The organism is Thorsellia kenyensis (assembly GCF_042432445.1).
Classification (GTDB): Bacteria; Pseudomonadota; Gammaproteobacteria; order Enterobacterales; family Thorselliaceae; genus Thorsellia; species Thorsellia kenyensis.
In genome coordinates, this window is sequence record NZ_JBHLXE010000066.1 from 1 (window position 1) to 508 (window position 508).

Below are 508 nucleotides of genomic sequence, written 5' to 3' on the forward strand. Positions count from 1 at the left end.
AAAGATAGGTGTCTTATCATTGGTGGTATCACCCGATTTAAGCTCAAATAAGCCCTCTGCACCACCTGGATTAGGGGAGACATTATCAAAGACGCTATCAAGCGTAAGCTCATCGGCAGGAGCAGTGCTTACCTCAGTATCTACCGTTAACTCAAATCCCGCTGCAGGAACAGATGCAGTCAAGTTACCTGCTTTATCTGCCGCTTTAAATTGGATGTTGTACGTGCCATCAACCAGCGCTAAGCTCTCTGGTAATTCAAAACTCCACGAACCATCTTCTTTGACAAAAACAGGCGGTGTTAATGATTGTAGCTCATTGTTAATGTAAAGCTTAATTTCTGCACCTTTCTCACCACGACCATTAAAGATAGGTGTCTTATCATTGGTGGTATCACCCGATTTAAGCTCAAATAAGCCCTCTGCACCGCCCGGATTAGGAGAGACATTATCAAAGACGCTATCAAGCGTAAGCTCATCGGCAGGAGCAGTGCTCACCTCAGTATCTACC

Annotated in this window: 1 protein-coding gene; it reads right to left on the reverse strand. The window is 44.9% G+C overall.

Annotation, left to right across the window (positions count from 1 at the left end):
- A partial coding sequence (locus ACFFIT_RS05705) for an Ig-like domain-containing protein (RefSeq protein ID WP_385876689.1) occupies positions 1-495 on the reverse strand: 495 nt, incomplete at its 3' end.
- Positions 496-508: the final 13 nt, after the last annotated feature.